At 39.9% G+C, this 16,703-nt stretch carries 17 protein-coding genes and 1 pseudogene; 8 read left to right on the forward strand and 10 right to left on the reverse strand.

Annotation, left to right across the window (positions count from 1 at the left end):
• Window positions 1-159 (reverse strand): hypothetical protein, encoded by a 159-nt coding sequence (locus tag I5907_RS12470; protein ID WP_196991149.1) that lies wholly within the window; start codon window positions 157-159, stop codon window positions 1-3.
• Window positions 152-373 (reverse strand): hypothetical protein, encoded by a 222-nt coding sequence (locus tag I5907_RS12475; protein ID WP_196991150.1) that lies wholly within the window; start codon window positions 371-373, stop codon window positions 152-154. Before I5907_RS12475 ends, I5907_RS12470 begins: the two co-directional genes overlap by 8 nt.
• Before the next feature lie 23 nt (window positions 374-396).
• On the opposite strand from I5907_RS12475, the gene I5907_RS12480 reads away from it, so the two are divergent.
• From I5907_RS12480 to I5907_RS12490, 3 genes and pseudogenes are all read left to right on the forward strand, one after another.
• On the forward strand, window positions 397-585 hold the full coding sequence (locus I5907_RS12480; protein WP_196991151.1) for a hypothetical protein: 189 nt from the start codon (window positions 397-399) through the stop codon (window positions 583-585).
• A 9-nt stretch (window positions 586-594) separates the two neighbouring features.
• On the forward strand, window positions 595-960 hold the full coding sequence (locus I5907_RS12485) for a hypothetical protein (protein WP_196991152.1): 366 nt from the start codon (window positions 595-597) through the stop codon (window positions 958-960).
• A gap of 38 nt (window positions 961-998) precedes the next feature.
• Window positions 999-2,059 (forward strand): annotated as a pseudogene (locus I5907_RS12490) (IS3 family transposase); the annotation flags it as partial.
• A 266-nt stretch (window positions 2,060-2,325) separates the two neighbouring features.
• Here the strand turns inward: I5907_RS12490 and I5907_RS12495 are convergent.
• The 4 genes from I5907_RS12495 to I5907_RS12510 all read right to left on the reverse strand — a co-directional run bounded on the left by I5907_RS12495 (window position 2,326) and on the right by I5907_RS12510 (window position 5,422).
• Window positions 2,326-2,862: a hypothetical protein gene (locus tag I5907_RS12495; protein ID WP_196991153.1), complete on the reverse strand. Its 537-nt coding sequence runs from the start codon at window positions 2,860-2,862 to the stop codon at window positions 2,326-2,328.
• A gap of 7 nt (window positions 2,863-2,869) precedes the next feature.
• The gene (locus tag I5907_RS12500; RefSeq protein ID WP_196991154.1) at window positions 2,870-3,955 is read right to left on the reverse strand and encodes an RHS repeat domain-containing protein; all 1,086 of its coding nucleotides are present in this window, start codon (window positions 3,953-3,955) and stop codon (window positions 2,870-2,872) included.
• 62 nt (window positions 3,956-4,017) lie between these two features.
• Complete coding sequence (locus tag I5907_RS12505) at window positions 4,018-4,404, reverse strand: hypothetical protein (RefSeq protein ID WP_196991155.1); 387 nt, start codon at window positions 4,402-4,404, stop codon at window positions 4,018-4,020.
• Entirely contained in the window at window positions 4,388-5,422 is a 1,035-nt protein-coding gene (locus I5907_RS12510; RefSeq protein ID WP_196991156.1) for an RHS repeat-associated core domain-containing protein, read from the reverse strand. The genes I5907_RS12505 and I5907_RS12510 overlap by 17 nt, the downstream gene beginning before the upstream one ends.
• A gap of 537 nt (window positions 5,423-5,959) precedes the next feature.
• On the opposite strand from I5907_RS12510, the gene I5907_RS12515 reads away from it, so the two are divergent.
• From I5907_RS12515 to I5907_RS12535, 5 genes are read left to right on the forward strand one after another with little or no spacing between them, the layout of a single operon-like run.
• Window positions 5,960-6,820 carry an STAS domain-containing protein gene (locus I5907_RS12515; RefSeq protein ID WP_196991157.1) on the forward strand — a complete coding sequence of 287 codons (861 nt, stop codon included), beginning with the start codon at window positions 5,960-5,962 and terminating at the stop codon, window positions 6,818-6,820.
• Between the two features lie 10 nt (window positions 6,821-6,830).
• Window positions 6,831-7,247, forward strand: a complete 417-nt coding sequence (locus I5907_RS12520; RefSeq protein ID WP_196991158.1) for an STAS domain-containing protein — start codon at window positions 6,831-6,833, stop codon at window positions 7,245-7,247.
• Window positions 7,210-7,641: an anti-sigma regulatory factor gene (locus I5907_RS12525; protein ID WP_196991159.1), complete on the forward strand. Its 432-nt coding sequence runs from the start codon at window positions 7,210-7,212 to the stop codon at window positions 7,639-7,641. The genes I5907_RS12520 and I5907_RS12525 overlap by 38 nt, the downstream gene beginning before the upstream one ends.
• The gene (locus I5907_RS12530; protein WP_196991160.1) at window positions 7,634-8,650 is read left to right on the forward strand and encodes an ATP-binding protein; all 1,017 of its coding nucleotides are present in this window, start codon (window positions 7,634-7,636) and stop codon (window positions 8,648-8,650) included. The genes I5907_RS12525 and I5907_RS12530 overlap by 8 nt, the downstream gene beginning before the upstream one ends.
• A 1-nt stretch (window position 8,651) precedes the next feature.
• Window positions 8,652-9,833: a sensor histidine kinase gene (locus I5907_RS12535; RefSeq protein WP_196991161.1), complete on the forward strand. Its 1,182-nt coding sequence runs from the start codon at window positions 8,652-8,654 to the stop codon at window positions 9,831-9,833.
• Window positions 9,834-10,077: 244 nt separating this feature from the next.
• On the opposite strand, the gene I5907_RS12540 is transcribed toward I5907_RS12535, so the two are convergent.
• The 4 genes from I5907_RS12540 to I5907_RS12555 form a co-directional block, all read right to left on the reverse strand.
• Window positions 10,078-11,415, reverse strand: coding sequence for an exopolysaccharide biosynthesis polyprenyl glycosylphosphotransferase (locus tag I5907_RS12540; RefSeq protein WP_196991162.1), 1,338 nt, complete (start codon window positions 11,413-11,415; stop codon window positions 10,078-10,080).
• 60 nt (window positions 11,416-11,475) lie between these two features.
• Window positions 11,476-12,348 carry a glycosyltransferase family 2 protein gene (locus I5907_RS12545; protein ID WP_196991163.1) on the reverse strand — a complete coding sequence of 291 codons (873 nt, stop codon included), beginning with the start codon at window positions 12,346-12,348 and terminating at the stop codon, window positions 11,476-11,478.
• A 260-nt stretch (window positions 12,349-12,608) separates the two neighbouring features.
• The gene (locus I5907_RS12550; protein WP_196991164.1) at window positions 12,609-15,998 is read right to left on the reverse strand and encodes a PA14 domain-containing protein; all 3,390 of its coding nucleotides are present in this window, start codon (window positions 15,996-15,998) and stop codon (window positions 12,609-12,611) included.
• 87 nt (window positions 15,999-16,085) lie between these two features.
• Complete coding sequence (locus I5907_RS12555) at window positions 16,086-16,697, reverse strand: WcaF family extracellular polysaccharide biosynthesis acetyltransferase (protein ID WP_196991165.1); 612 nt, start codon at window positions 16,695-16,697, stop codon at window positions 16,086-16,088.
• Between the last annotated feature and the right edge of the window lie 6 nt (window positions 16,698-16,703).

The raw sequence follows: 16,703 nt of genomic DNA on the forward strand, positions 1-16,703 counted from the left end.
TTAGGAAATCATGATGGGCAATGGTTGTCTTTTTACGTGAGTACAATAATTTTTTTGTTGACTTTTTCTTTTTTCTTTTACAGATTTATAATATTGTTCAAGAATAAAAATTAATTCTTTAAAAGCCGCTGAAAGTTCAGCGGCTTTTGCTTTATACATTAGTCAGCACATTACTAAGTGCATCTTTCATTTTCTTTTTACCGAGGAAGACATCCAAAACCGCATAGAAGGCGGTTTTTTCTTTTTTATCCAAATGCTCAATCAAAGCAATTTTTTCCATCAAAGATTTATCAAAAGAATTTACATCGGCAAAAACTTCATCCGCTTTAAATAAATCATAAAGCGGTACGCCGAGAGCTTTAGCAATCTTCACCACCGAAGAAAAAGCAGGGTCGGTTGATTCAAAGAAAATTGGACAGACTAAATGCTTTAGGGGGAGAAATGGGGTATAAGTCTACACTTGACGTATACATTAAAGATGGAAAATATTCTGAAGAACAAATTAATATCTTCAAGCAAAAAGCAGCTGACTATATTAAAGATAATAATTTAAGTGTTGATGTCAATGTAGAAAAAGTAAAGTAAAATAGAAACATGGAAAAAAAATATTTGTGCATTTTGCATTTTGAGTATAACAAAGAAAATCTGCAACCTTTTTTTGTTAGCGGTTTAAAAGCTTTAGGTTTCTTCCCAAAGTTGATGAGCATTTATTTTAATCTCAATGAAATGTTGGAGGATGTGTCTTTTGATGAAGATGTGTTGTTAGATTGCTTAAAGAAAGAACCTGCGTCGATTCAAATTAAAAACACAATTTATGAGGAAGGCGGTAACAAATATTTTTGGTTTAGAATATCAATCAAAGCAGGAAGAATTTTATGCATAGAATGGGCTAATAACAATTTAGAGTTTTTATTAAATAGCGATTGTAAGCTTCCCCATGATTCGGCCATGATAGTTTAGAGTTAAAAGCGCTTTTATTAACTTTAAATTTTACACTCATGAAAAAGAGGTTTACAGAAAGTCAAATCGTAGCTGCCATTAAGAAACAGGAAGCGGGCCTGTCTGTTAAAGATGTATGCCGTGAAATTGGTATCAGTGATGCCACCTTTTACAATTGGAAAGCAAAGTATAGCGGCATGGAAGCCAGCGATATAAAACGTATGAAAGAACTGGAGGCCGAAAATGCTCAGCTCAAAAGTATGTATGCGGAAGCCAGTATGGAAAATAGGGCCCTTAAAAACCTAATCGAAAAAAAGCTTTAACGCCCCAGGAGAAACGGGAATCTGTTGAACATCTTATTAAAGAAGAACAACTCAGTAACCGCAAGGCGTGTAAACTGATGGGGATATCCCGAACTACCTGTCAGTATAAATTCAAACCGAAAGATGATACCGAACTACAGGATGCATTAACGGCTTTGACTACTAAGCATGTTGCAATAGGTTATTGGCAATGCTGTTACCGTCTTTGGAATAAAGGTTATCAATGGAATCATAAACGTATTTACAGAGTGTACACAGCCATGAACCTCAACATCCGTCGCAGGGCTAAAAAGCGTTTACCCGAAAGAATTAAACAGGCATTGATGGTGCCTACAGCTCCCAACCAGATATGGAGCATTGATTTTATGACAGATCGGCTTACAGATGGGAGAAAGTTCCGCTTATTGAATATCATAGATGATTTTAACCGTGAATCTTTAGCTGTTGAAGTAGATACTTCCCTGCCATCATTAAGGGTAATAAGAGTTCTGGAACGCCTGGTATCAAAAAGAGGCAAGCCTGCAAATATCAGGTGTGATAATGGACCTGAATTTATCAGCCATAAGCTGGAACAATGGTGTAATAGCAAAGAAATAACAATACAGTTTATTCAGCCCGGGAAGCCAATGCAAAATGCTTACATCGAAAGAAAAAATGGCAGCATGCGAAGGGAATTACTGGATGCTTACCTGTTCAACAGTCTTGCTGAAGTGCGGTACCTAAGCGAAGTATGGCGCATTGATTACAATGAGGAAAGGCCGCATAAATCACTGGGTTATCAATCTCCAGTGAGATATGCTGACCAGTATCATCAAAGCTCATTGAATGCACCATCGCTTTATCCACAAACGGCGAACGGAAATCATTTGAAAATTGAAGCGAGCCGTTTGGTGGATAAAGTAGTAGAAAAAACAAAAGATTATTAACTTAGAAAACTCTAACTACAACTGGCACTGAAATATGGGGAGCCTACACTTGAAGCATCTGTGGAAACGAAAGGATAATCTTAGTAACGTCTTGCAGGGAGTGCAAAAAAACCGTTGAGCAATCAACGGTTTTTTATTTATGAACCCACGAACCAAGATTTATGCCTTGTATGTTTAATAATTTCAAAACTCTTTTCGATTGTAGTATCTATCCCATTTTCATTTACTAAAAGTTTAATAGACACCTTTATTTTGTCTTTTTCATTTATTTGGTTTTTATTGAACCTATAAACAAATTCTAATGGCAACCCTGATTGTATTTTTTTCTTTAACTCTGATATGTCTGCTATTTCATTGTATTTAATTTCCTGTGGAACATCTATGCATAATAGCTTCTTATCTGCTACTGAGCTTGATAAATTATTAAGACTGAAATAAATCTGTTTCAGTTGATAATTCTTATAATTAAGCGTATCAATTAATTTAAAAAAGATTATTCCATTAAAATTAGAATCGATAGTATTTGCAGCAAATCCAATGTTCTTTATTTGGGTGTCAGAATTTATTTGAATATTTTCCACATCATTATCTTTCTCATCTGTATAATATTCTCCTATAGAGGAACATGATGTAAAAATTAATACCGCTGCAAGTATAGTAATCCAATTACGCATATAAAATCTAAGATTTCTTTTTTGTTACTGAATACATGTATGTATTATTACCATTGCTATTGAATTCAAAACCCGCTCCATTAATTTTAGTCTTTAATTGACCAATTTGATCCGCACTCATACCCTGTGTTGATATCTGAGTTCCATCAACCAATCTTTTAAAATTACCCGACATTACCTGATGTACCAAGATTGCATTTCCAACAAAGAACTGCGGTATTCCGAATCTGGCAGCATCAGGGTTAACATCATTTTTCATGTTATGCTCATTCCCCCACCAATTAAATAAGCCTCCACCATTGCTCCAAATTCCCCTGAATACAGCACCCCTATGAGCTTCTATATCTTCGAACGAATGGAGAGCCAAGCCAAAATTCTGTAATGCATCAGTATTTTTCTGCATATTGTCAATACCGCTCTCACTTGCAGATTTAAACAACATATCCCAAGCATTACTTAAACTTCTATTTACAGCCTCTTGCGATGTAACAATATTTTTCTCAGCATACGTTCTTGTAGAATGCCATTTCTGAGCTTCAGCATCTTCACTTTGCGACTTTGCTGTTCTTGAGTAATCAATATCTGTATTATGAGTGACTCCTTTTAATACTTTATCTTCTGGAAGCTTTCCACCTATTTTATCAAAAATTGGATTATCTTTTTGAGAATCTTTAATATTCTTTATAATAATAATGTCCGCTGTACTGTAAGATTTATATTTAGAAAAGTTGTTAACACCGCCTGGGTTATCAGCATACACAGAAGCATAATGTGCGATAAGATTTGCTTGAACCTCTGAAGCACCTGCTTGAAGTAACATATACCTTGTTAGCATAAAGTGAATAAATAAGGCATATTTACCTTCCACGTCAATGTTTGCAATAGGATTATTTGCTGAAAAAAGGTATGGACTTGCATCAGGATATTTTGTTTGCAGTGGATCAACACTTAAGAACCTGGATACCCTCGGGTCATAAATCCTCATCCCATAGTCCTGCTGATTGCCTGTGCCTTTCACTTCATTATCATTCTCCTTCCCATTAAACCCATAACGATAAGTTGATGATGAGTACGTCCTCCCCGGCATTTGCATACCGAAAGGTTAGCGCAATAAAAAAAGCCGCTAGCTTTGACCAGCGGCTCTTTATATTTATTTTATGGTAGCTGTTCCCAACCTTCTTTTGGTATGTTAATTATACTATCTGGCACTGACATATCAAATAAAAATTGACTGATGTCAGGATCTGATTTCAAAAATTTCAAAAAATACCTATCACCTATTCTTGTATCTATTTTTGAGGCGTTAAAAAAGCCTTTATACTTCTTACCATTAACTGTATATATAAAATTTGCATCCTTCCCTCCATCAGTTGGGTTCGTAAAACTTGTAATTATTGCAACAGTATAACTCACATCTCCTTCTTCTAATTTTTTAGGATTGATATATACTGAACGTATAATAATCCATATGATTAACATAATTGCTAACCCAGCTAAAACATCAAAAACTTTTTTATTACCTTTTTTATTGCGTTGGTCCATTGACTATAGTTTTTGCAGCAGTACTAACTCCTTTCCCAGTCAGACTAAAAGGAATTTGTATCATATAGTTTGATAAGTCGTACGATTTTAACTGACCAATATTTTTTAAATCAAAACTACCTTTATAAGCATTTTTAAACGAACCCGGTATTCCACCACTTCCAAATATATATTTAGCTGATGTCTCTATTGTAAAATCACTAACTGATTTATTAAACCCAACCAAACTAAATTTATCCCCTTGACTGAATGGCCTTATATCAAACATTCCTCCGGCTAAAGCTGAATAAGCAGGCTTAAAAGGTAAACCAGCAATGGTTGCATCAAAAAAGTCTATTTTACTAGGCCCACTTATCAACGCCTGTCCACCCAAATCAATACTGGACTTTAGCAAAAACTGTTGAGAGAAGCTTAGACTTGTCGTACTTGTTTGAAAAATATTTGTAGTAATAAACCTTGCTGCACCCATTGTTAGCAATGTTTCTGCTGATGTTTGTACAAATGGGTCTCTTGCTAAACCTAAACCCATTCCGGGCCCTCCGTAAGAAATCGGGTCGTGAGCTGCTCGTGCAGCCATTTCTTTATTAAATGCTGCTTGCCTACTAAATGCTTTTGATCGTTGCTGTGCATAATAACTATTATCACCTTGCTTTAATACAGGTTGTCTTGCTAAAGCTTGAAGAGCTCTCTGATTAGTAAGATTCTGTGTATGTTTTGCAACCTGTTGCTTTAATTTAAGCTCCGTACCCAAATTATGCTTTATCGTACTCAATTCCCATTCCAACCCGTCTTGGTCTACTCCGTCTATTGGTCTATTACTTGCAAATTGGTAAGGTGTTAGTTCAGGATAATCTTTTGTTATCGGGTCAACACTTGGAAAACGTACAATCCTCGGATCATACATCCTTTCACCATAATCCTGGAAGTTTCCGACTCCATAAACCTCGTTATCGTAACGTTTACCATTAAATCCATAAATGAGTTGAGAGCTATTATATTGTCTTCCGGGTAGCTGCATACCGCCGGGATAGTAATTTAATCCTTGCTATAACAATATAGGGCTTGCTTTATCAAAGAACTTTGAATGATGAAATTATGTAATTTATTGCCTGAAAATGTATGTTTATCACATTAAAATGCCAGGTAATGTTGGTCTTGATGGCACATAGGTATTATGATCTGCAACACTGCTGGTAACCGCAGCCTGCAGATGCCTCCTGATCTAACAGTACAAGTGTGCGACGCAACGGAAGCCTCATTAAAGTGATACTGCCGGGCTCCATAAAATTCCTGCTTTCTTCACCGGTTGAATGCGAACGCAACGTCTTGTTCTGAGGCAACTTATTCAACATGCCTGCGTCTTTGGAAGGCAGCCATTCCGGTGAGGAACTATATATTAATATTTACATTAATGTATTTGTTGGTGAAAAATATACGGGCAATAATCTTTCTGTTCATTATACTTTCAAATCAATCAAAAACACCTTTCTTTGATAAAGTTTTAGTTTTCTCCCGAATCAGCTTCTTTAAGTTCGACATATTTTAAAAATTAATAATGGCCACCACTTCAGCTATTCTCAAAAAGAAAAAATCCGTCATATTCGAACGTTGGATGAACAACCAGTTACAGAGTGAAATTTTACGTGATGATCTTATGTCCAACGAAGATCTGCGTTACCAGTCAGAAGAATTGATCGATATTCTCCTTGCAAATCTTACCGAAGACAATATGTCTGATACAGCAGCCATGTCGCTGGATCCTGTAATTGAAATACTCTCGGGTATTGCAATAACAAGGGCCAGGCAGGGCTTTAGCCCACGTGAGACCGGCGCTTTTGTGCTTGGGCTGAAAGAGGCAATATTGGATGTGCTTGCTACCGATATAAAGGACAACGGCAAACTCTTTGAAGAAAGCCGCAAAATAAACCGGTTGATGGACAATTTATCCATCATCAGTTTTGAAACTTTTATTAAGGGGAGAGAAGAAGTTATATTGAGGCAAACGGATGAGATTGCAGAAATATCTACACCCGTTATACAGGTGTGGGAAGGCATTCTTGCATTGCCGATTATTGGAACCCTGGATAGCCAACGCACGCAAATTGTAATGGAAAATTTGTTGCAACAGATTGTAGAATCAGGAAGCAGCATTGCTATTCTGGATATATCGGGCGTGCCTGCTGTTGACTCGCTGGTAGCGCAGCACCTGATTAAAACAATCAGCGCAACACGGTTAATGGGTGCTGAATGTATCATTAGTGGCATACGGCCTGAAATAGCACAAACCATTGTACACCTGGGTATAAACCTGAGCGGTGTGGTAACAAAAGCAACAATGGCAAGCGCATTGAGTTATGCTTTCGCAAATACAAATCTGACAGTGAAAAAAATTAGTTCGGAAAACAAAAAATCCTAAGGGTATAGTTATGGACAGAATTCCTATTTTAAGAATGGGACACTTTCTTTTGGTAACGATACAAGTTGATTTGTATGACAGGCTGGCTCTCACTTTGGAAGAAGACCTTTTACAAGCAATAAGTAAAACCAATGCAAAAGGAGTGTTGATAGACATATCTGCTGTGTCTATTGTTGACTCTTTTATGGGGCGTATCATTAATAACATTGCAAGTATGGGCAGGATTCTTGATGCATCAACTGTTGTTGTTGGCATGCAGCCTGCCGTTGCAATTACTCTTGTCGAGCTGGGTTTGCCACTGGAGGGCGTACTTACCGCTCTTAATGTGGAGAAAGGTATGCAGTTACTGGAAAAACAGATAGAGCATTTCCAAACAGACAATGATACCTATGCTGACACCGAAAGTGACGATAGTCACACTGAATAAGGATACCATCAGCGTATATAAGGAGAATGAAGTGATCCTGTTGCGAAACAGGGTAAAAGAGTATGCCGTAAAAATAAAAATGGGTATCGTTAACCAGACAAAGCTATTGACTGCAGTAAGCGAACTGGTGCGTAACATGCTAAAGTATGCCAATGGCGGAACCGCAGTGATAGAAGTAATATCCGGCGGAATGAAGACGGGTATAAGGGTAACGTTTACTGATAATGGCCCTGGCATAAAAGACATAGGGCTGGCCATGAAAGACGGTTATTCTACCGGAAAGAGCCTTGGCCTGGGATTGCCGGGAACAAAAAGACTTGTAAATGATTTTTCGATAACCAGTGAAGTTGGTAAAGGCACGAGCGTAACAATTCTAAAATGGGCAAATGGTTAATATCGTATTCGAACGTTTTGTTGCAGATGACCGCAGTTATTTTGCCCTTATCAAAAAAGACATTCACCGGATAATCAGCAACGGTAATTTTCCTAAAACAAGCATCAATAACCTGGATATTATCATAGCTGAATTAACCTCTAACCTGCAGAAATACAGTACGGGTGGCGCCGAGTTCCTGGTGCGGCTTTGTAAAGACAATGCTCACGAATTTCTCGAGGTTGTATGCATGGATAACGGGCCGGGTATTGCAAATCTTACCAAAGTACTCAATGATCATTTTTCTTCTTCCAATACATTGGGGCATGGCCTTGGCAGCATTCGCAGGCTTTCTGATGAATTTGATATTTACTCACAGCCGGGTTGGGGTACAATTATAGTAATCAGGATTTTCAAAGATCCGCAAAAACCACAAAAGGAAAGTCCGCAGCTTCGGTTTGGAGCGCTTTTGGTTCCTAAGTTTGGAGAAATTTCCTGTGGCGATGGTTATTGCCTGGTGCGCAACAGGAACGGGTTTAGGGTGTTGGTCGCAGACGGGCTCGGTCATGGACCCGATGCACAAACAGCTGTTAAAGCAGCAATCGATACTTTCATAAATTGCAAGGAGGAACAGGCTAATGATGTTGTTAAAGTCATTCATCAAAACATCAGGAAAACAAGGGGTGTTGTTGCGAATGTGTACTTATTCAACACAGTAAAAAAGGAATGGAATATTTGTGGGGTAGGCAATATTTCAACGAAGTTCCTGGGCGGTGTATTGCAAAAAAATTACATCCCATACAACGGTATTATAGGCCACAACATTCCGAATACATTGAATGATGTAATGCTGAAAAAAGAAGACTATAACCAATTTGTGGCCTGCTCAGACGGGATAAGGTCGCGCTGGGATTTACTCAAATTTCCGGAGTTATTAAAAAGAGACCCGATGATCATTACTGCCGCTGTGTACAAGGAATTTGCCCGCCAGAATGATGATATGTCTGTAGTATCCTGTAAAATTTTGTAAGATGACTGAGATTGTTCTTGTAACGCTTGAAAACGAAATGGATTTGATCGTTGCGCAAAAGAAGAGTATTGCTGTTGCTGACATGCTGAAATTCTCGGTTCACGCACAGACTGCATTTGCAACGGCTATTCTTGAAGTGGGAAGAGAAGTGATCGACAAAACCAACACAGGTGTCGTTATCATCTCTGTGCAGCAGGCCGAAAGAAACTACCTGCGGGCAGATATTGAATGTGCGGTGGATGCAGGCTTAAGAGAGAGTGATGACGGGCTGGTGTTTGCAAAAAAACTTGTGTCAGATTTTGATTGCACAGAAAAAGGTGAAAAGTTTGTTGCTACAATGCGCCTGGGTATTCCGCGGTATATACCTGTTACAAAGAATCTTATTACAGATATTATCAGCCACTTTCATACACCCGGCAACAGAACGCCGTACGAAGAACTAAAATCGAAGAACGATGTTTTACAGCGTGTAAAAGACAAGCAACAGGCAGAGCTTGAACAGTCAAAATATATAGAGCAGCAGAAGAACGAATTTATCTCGATTGCCAGCCACGAACTGAAAACACCTGTTACGACAATTAAAGCTTATTCCCAGCTGGCGTTAGCGACAGATGATTTTTCCATGGTGAAAATTTTTTTAACCAAGATCAATACGCAGGCTGATAAAGTAAATACACTGATTGAGCAGTTGCTGGATATTTCAAAGATGGAAACAGGAAGGCTGGAGTACAACAAAGAGAAAGTAAACTTCAAAGCTTACATCAATGATACAGTTGCCTCGTTGAAAAATTTGTACAGTGCGCATGATGTGCGCCTGCAATGCAGCGGCGAGGAAAGCGAAGTGTATATAGATAGACTTAGAATAGAACAGGTCATGTCTAACCTGATGGGCAATGCTGCCAAGTATTCACCGCATCAAACACCCATCTCAATTGAGTGTATCAGCAAGAGCGGATCTGTAATAGTGTATGTTACAGACCAGGGTATAGGTATTACGCCGGAGAATATCCATAGCGTGTTCGATAAATTTTTCAGGGAGGATGATGCCACAAAAAGTTATAGCGGTTTTGGTATGGGTTTATATATTACCAAAAGTATTATTGAAGCCCATAGCGGTACCATATGGGTAAAAAGTATTAAAGGCAAAGGCTCCAGCTTTGTATTTAGTCTTCCTACAGTTTGACGCATAAGTGCATGGCCGGTGCATCGTGCCCCGTTATCTATCCGAACGTACAAGAGTGCGACGCAACAGGTGCATTATAGTAGTAATACAGCCTGGCTCCACATACTTATTGCTTTGTTGCGGCAACAGGCATAAAAAAGCCCGTAAAGAAACTTCACGGGCTTTGTATTGAGTATGATCATTTAAATCCTGTAAACCTGTTTGCGCTGTGCTTGGTTTTTACCGCACTGGTGAGTGCGCCTGATCAAAACGCATTTTCTTCTTTGCGCAGCATGTTGATAGCCGTTTTGAAAAAGATTCTGGTATCTAAACGCGGCGACCAGTTTTGCATGTACCAGATATCATGTTCAATTCTTTTCTGCATAGATTCCAGATCGGGTGTTTCGCCACGAAAACCATTTACCTGCGCCCACCCTGTAAGCCCTGGTTTCAGGTAAAGCCTAACCATGTAAGCTTTAATGAGGTTACTATATTCTTCTGTGTGCCGCAGCATATGTGGTCTCGGCCCTATAATACTCATTTCGTTCTTTAGTACATTGATAAACTGCGGCAATTCATCGAGGCTCGTTCTGCGCAGGAATGCACCGATCTTTGTTACACGTGCATCATCGCGAGTTGCCTGTTTTTGGTCGCTATCGGCATTGTTAACCATGGTTCTGAATTTGTAACACCAGAAAGATTGATTGTTTCTGCCGGAACGAAGTTGTTTAAAGAAGACAGGACCTTTGGATTCTGCTTTTATCAATATGCCAATCAGTGGTATTAACCACCACAGTATTGTTATCATTACTACGCTGCTGATGATACAATCAAACAGGCGCTTGGCTATCCTGTTTTTTAAACTGCTCAGCGGCTCATTGTATGCTTTTAATAACAGAACCTTATTAAAATGTTCTGTATACCTGAAAGATTCAATGTTGGCAAGTGGTGTGTCTGCTATCAGTTTCAGGCGAATGCAATGTTTATTGGCCGCTTCATTTAACATGGCAATATCTGCATATGCAAAATGACCAGATGGTATATATAACTCACGGATGTTGTTGGCCGCTGCAAATGCAATGTATTGTTCTGATGTCTCAATGGCCTGGCGCTCATCCCGCTCCAGGTAGCCCTGGAAAGAAAACTTGTGTTGCTGTGCTATATAATTGCCCAGTTCTTTAGAAAGATCTCCCGAACCAACGATCGCTACCCGGTTAGATACATTGAGTGTTCTGTACAGGAAAGCCGTAAGCGTTTGATCGAACCGTAGCAGGCAGATCAAAAGAATGCCTGATGCAACCGTGAAGCCAAGGCATACGGGCATTGTTGTTTCTCCAAATACAAACAACACGGCCATTATAAGATTGAAACCACTGTATGCAAAAAGTAATGTTTTTCGCCTTCCAAGCATCAGCAACCCCGGCCTGTTAGCTTGTTCTTTTATGTAGCGGGTATACAAAATAAACCATATACCCGTTAACCCTGCCACCGCCATACAATACGCCAGCAGCGCTGCTGTAAATGTACCCGGGAACAAAAAATAGATAACGCAAAGTATAATGTTCAGTAATACAAAATGCTGCAGGTTGATGTGTTTCTTCATAAGTGTAGATTGCTTTTAAATAACATACGGCAGCAATCGGGTTGTTTTTATCCTGCGCAGTTAAACGCTGTAAGATGTATCACGCAAAGATTCTTCCAGTATTTTTTGTTCAGTCCTGCTCTCACGTATTTTACACGAGATCTGTGTAAAGTAAGCCATTTTTAAAATGGCAAATGCCAGGCCTCTGGTACCGTCTCTGAAGCCACCCAGCAAAATATAACTGCCAAAAAAATACGCAGGCCCAATCAGCATCTTCTTCATCAGCCGGTATTTTAGCCTTTGTTTCAACGTCCAGTTAGAAGATGCATCTTTGTCTTCCAGCGACTTTAAAAATCTTGCATGCTCCCAGTTTGCGTATTCATTGTGCTTGTCTACATAATAACTAACGCCTTTAAAATCCTGGTGGTCAATTTTACTTTTGATCACGCCCACCTCGCCGTCGAGCACCGGGTGCTCGTGTACTTCCATATCAAAATGGCTCCACTTTTCCTCATCAATTTTTTCATACTCGCCTGCACCTACTTTAAACAACGCAAGCTTCTTCAGCGGGTAGCCACCCTGCAACTGCTTGTTCATAAAATAAATGCTGTAACTAAGCCAGTATCCGGCTTTGCTGTCGTCTGCAAGCGCCTCACGTAATTCACTTTTAAAGTCTTCTGTTAAATACTCATCTGCATCAAGAAACAAAATCCATTTTGTTTGCGGGGTGTGGTTGCGTAAATACCAGTTTCTTTTCTTGGGAAATTTTCCATCCCACTTAAAGTCAATTACTCCTACTTCAAATTGTCTTGCTATTTCCTTTGTACCATCTGTGCTGCCCGAGTCAATTACTACAACATGTTTGGCCAGGTCTTTACCAATTGCGCTAAGGCATTTGGGTAAATTTTTTTCTTCATTGCGCACGGGAATAGCGATTGTTAAATCCAGAATCATTGTGATCGGTGTTTTAAAAAGATTTTAGAAATGTTGTTGAACATTTGGATTTTCTGGTTTGGATTATTTTGAGGGATAATTTGATAATTCCTATTGGCTTAGCAAATTGTAACACGTTATGTGTAGCAGTTGTATGGTAAATGGGAGGTGAGCTGTAGTGCATGTGGCATCGCCTGTTGTGTCACTCACTTGTGCGTTCAGTATGTATTGCAGCAAGTGAACAGCCGGTGCGTTTGCTTTAATTTCTCTTTTCAAATCTGTCAACGAGGTTGATAAAATAACCGGTAGATGTCTGTAACGCGGTCGTAATTACTGCCGCCAGACCAAAAGTAAATCCTGATAGCAGACGGTCTTTGCCAGTTTGCTTCACTGTCAAAAGGTATTGTAGTCACAACATCATCACCGTAACTAATCGTAACTGTGCCCTGGTTGGCGCTTATGGCAAAAGGTTGTTGTTTGCCGGTTACAGACTTCATAACGTTGCCGGGTATTTGCAATATCTTTTTATCGTTTGCCTGTATAAATGCCTGTCGTGTAGTTAAGGCTTCTTCTGCAAAGAAACGGGCAATCACTTTCTGCTCATCATCCAGCACTTCTATAAAGCTTCCGCCACTGTTGCGTTTGCCGGGCGATGCAGTGTTCAGGTAATTGCCCTCAAAATCTATCGTGCCGTAAATTTTCCAGTTGTCTGTTTTAAATGATCCAATATCCCTTACCACAACGGCGGTATCAGATTGTTTTCTAAAGCGTATGTACAGGTCTGGCGATTCATCTTTTGTATACTTCTTAATGTTTGTGCTCACGCTCCACCACTTGCTGTACTTGTCTGTAAGGTCATCCTGCTCCGGGTATTTTTTCCAGCCATAACGGTTAGCTTCCAGGCTGCTGTTGTGTGGAAGCCCTTCGAGCAGATCATAGACAACAGGTTTTGCTGTATTGACTGTTGTAAAAAACCTTGCTGCAGGTATCGCACTTTCCTGCTGTTTTGCCGTGCGCCATAACAATCTCAGTTGGGCATTATCTGAATATGCATCGGCGTATTCCAGTTTAAATGGATAACGCACACCCGCCTCCAGGTGAAGGGGTTTGTTATGTTGTAGCAAAGAATCGTCGATCCAGATGCGGGTACTCCCAGTGCTTTTTGCAGAAACAAAATAATCGTCTGTGTAAAGTGGTTCAATAAATCCCTGCCACCGCACAGAAAAATTTTTGTGTCCTTGTTTTTCCTTTCCGGTATAGCTGCTGAGATCAGAAGCAACATTTGCATCAATACCTGAAGAAATCATTTTTGTATTGTTCAGATCGCGGCCGCTAAAATATACTGCAGTCAGACCGTTTTGTACTGCAGGTAATTGTATCGGTATAGTTTGTTCGGTTATGGTATTAAATCCGCTTATGTGCCAGCGATGAATGCCGCTGTGATAACTTTCGTCATTATGGTACAAATACAGATTGCCTTCTTTATCTTCTACTAACGCTGCTGCAAAAGCATTGCCTGCCATTCCTGCCGGTGCTTCAAGATTTTCGACTTCCTTGCCCGTCACACCAAACTGGCCAACAAACAATCCGTCATCATATACATGCGTCCACTTGTTTACCTGGCTGTTTTTCCAGAATTCACCATGGTAACCCCAAAAAATATTCCTGTCGTTTACAAGTGCTACACTGCCTGCATATTTTACATTGTTGCCATTGTCGTAACTGCCGTCACCGGGGTATACACCTTTGTACGCTTTTGTTGTGCTGTTGGCAGTTCGCCACAACCATTCATTACCGTTTACCTTTATCGCACCAAGATGGTAACCATCACTTCCATTCGGTGTAAGGCCACCATCAAACGAAATAACCAAATTCGATGATGTAATTTCTCCTGCTTTCAGTTTGTTGATATTTCCCCAAAAAAGCGGGTCATATTTTGTAGCAGCAGGCGAGGAGGCCAGCACTGTCTCTTCATTCCATACGGGATTGTCTGAATCATCAAAATCTTTAAGCGTTCTTTGTGTCCAGGTTGTTGGCCTTCCCGGCACAAGTTTGCTTACCCGTCTTAAAGACCCGTCAGGATATAGCTGCGTGTTATCAGGTATTTCAATATTGGTAAATCGCAATTGCCCTTTTCCCGGAAGTTCAACAAGTACCCATTTACCTTTCGAATTGTTGTTCGCAATACGATGTTGCAGTGCATAAGTGCGGCCATTTTTCAAGGTATTAACACAGCGAAGCCTGTTGTATTTGTCATCCCATTCAGCAGGAACGTTGTATCCCCAGTTTCTTACCAGTGTCCACGAACCATTATTGGCCGATAATGGCTTTGTATAATCAATACTAAATTCTAAATAATCAGAAAACACTCTTGATGGTTGGTTGTGATCTACAAACATGCTGTATGAAATACTGCGGTACATGATCCTGTCAATCCATTTCCTAGAAGCGCTAAAATGCTGCACCCTGTCGTTACCGCTATCTTCAACCCAAAAAGAACCATCCTTTTCAAATGCAATAAACGTTGCAGGCCCCGTTCTATCTTCCCTGAAAAAAAACTTATCGTCACTTACCGTTGGGTCTGTGGCGTAACCGCCTGCTTTACCATAGCTCCATAAAAATTCACCGCCTGAGTTATCGTATGCCTTTAGCTGCTGGCTGTTGCCACCATCTGCCACCAAAACCATTTTGTTGTCAGGGGATACGGCGATTGCTAAAGGTTGTTGCAGGTTTGTGAGGCGTATTATTGGCCTGGACAATCCATTCTCTATATCAAATTTTCCAACAATGGTGTTTTCCTGTTTATCATAGATTATCCACACATTGTCTTGCCGGTCTACAGTAACAGCACGGGGCTTGTTTACAGGAATTTTTTTTACCAGCCTGCCTGTTCGTTTATCAAGCACGTGCAACTCGTTCAGCTTGTCATATGCAACAAAAAGATAGTTTGCTTTATGCTGAACTGCAATGCCTGAAATTGTTGCAGCAGACTTACTGGTTGCATCGATAATGTTAATGGCCTCTTTTGCTTTTAATAGCTTATTCTTACCGGTTGAAAAGAGAACAGGATTATCATCAGCTACGTTTGTAGCATAGATAAAGTTTTGTGCAGTGTCAGTACCTGCCCAGTATACGCGTTCTTCGTCTGCAGCAACAAATTGAACCGATATTCCTTCATTGTATATGGCACTTTTTTTTTGCGGCTCACTTGTGTTGAACTTAAATGTGCTGCTCGCTTTCTCGTTGTAGTAAGTGGTATAAAAAGCGGTGTTTTTTACAATGCTCATTCCATACATTCTACGCATTGCATGGTGAACGGTTGATCCCGTGAATGAATCAGACGTGTTCCCGATCACACCTTGCCATTTGTATTGCATGTTGCCTGAAAGCACTTTTACCACATAGCTGTTTTGTTTAACAAGCCTGCCCTGGTCATCTGTCCCATCCCAGGATGCAGATTGTTTTCCTGCGTTATACATTACACCACTCCATAAGGTCCTGATCAGTTTTCCTTCAGTATTAAAAACGCCGGCACTTGTAAGACGATTTTCGTTGAGTACAAATGAAAATGTTGTTACACCATTGGTTTGCGGGGCAGTAATTGCCTGTTTCGATGTTTGCCGGTTAAATGACGAGCAACATATGAACACAGCATAAAGTGTCAAAAGCATTGATAACTTTCTAAAATAGCTTGTCACAATTGATTGATGGATGAAAATTTGCCCTGCATTTCCCGCTCACCTGGATAAGAGATGATGTTATAAAACAATGCTGCCCGTGCCATCATCATGCAAAAGCTTTTCAAGTTGTATAACTGTAATACTTTCAGGAAACTGTTTTCTTTCTTTGATGAATTTACAAGGATGTCCTGCACAAACAGACCAGGCAGGCATATTTTTAGTAACAACAGATCTTGCACCTATAACACAACCTTCGCCAATGGTAATACCCGGGTGAATAAATGCTTCTGTTGCAACCCAGGCATGAGCATGTACAGTAATGGGTTTTGTTACAAGCGGAAAACCTGGTTTTTGATAATCATGTGTACCTGCACAGAGGTGTGCACTCTGAGACACTACAGCACGGTAACCAACCGTTATCTTGCCTTGTGAATAGAGAGTCACTCCATTAGCGATACCACATTCATCATGTAACTCAAGATTCCAGGGCGCCCATATTTTTACACCGGGGTACACATGTACTCGTTTGCCTACTTGTGCACCAAAGCTTCTGAGTAAAAAAGAACGCCATGCATGCAATGGTTTTGGCGACCACCGGAAGAATATTGCTTCAACAATATTCCATGCTAACCTGCCCACCCTGTTTCGCAGGGAAAAAGACGGGCCGGTGTGTGTATCAACGTTGTGCATATATTT

Source organism: Panacibacter microcysteis (genome assembly GCF_015831355.1).
GTDB classification, from domain to species: domain Bacteria; phylum Bacteroidota; class Bacteroidia; order Chitinophagales; family Chitinophagaceae; genus Panacibacter; species Panacibacter microcysteis.